The organism is Blautia sp. DFI.6.71 (assembly GCF_020593585.1).
Taxonomy (GTDB): Bacteria; Bacillota; Clostridia; order Lachnospirales; family Lachnospiraceae; genus Blautia_A; species Blautia_A wexlerae.
In genome coordinates this window covers 1-252 of record NZ_JAJDMJ010000198.1, presented here as the reverse complement: position 1 = coordinate 252, position 252 = coordinate 1, and the positions used below count along the sequence as shown (strand labels likewise).

Sequence of the window (252 nt, the reverse complement as noted above, 5' to 3'; positions counted from 1 at the left end):
AACAGGCTACGTAATGCGCCACTTTGAGAATAATCACGCGTCCAATCAGTCCCTGTTGAAACACCAGATATTTCCGCTGTGTGTTCACCAATTGTCGCAATTTCACCTTCTGTTACCCCTTCATTCTTGATGAAGACCGTGTTCATTTGTGACGCTGCATTCATTCGTTTAAAAATCGTCACTGCTTGTAAGGTTCGGTCATCAAATGCAATTTCTTCAGGGGTGACTTTTTCAACTGCTTTGGCATATAAT

1 protein-coding gene is annotated in these 252 nt (G+C 42.1%); it reads right to left on the bottom strand.

Annotated features, from left to right (window positions below; all coding sequences use genetic code 11):
• Nucleotides 1–252 (bottom strand): hypothetical protein (locus tag LJE12_RS19870; RefSeq protein ID WP_227292442.1); only part of this gene is annotated, 252 nt, incomplete at both ends.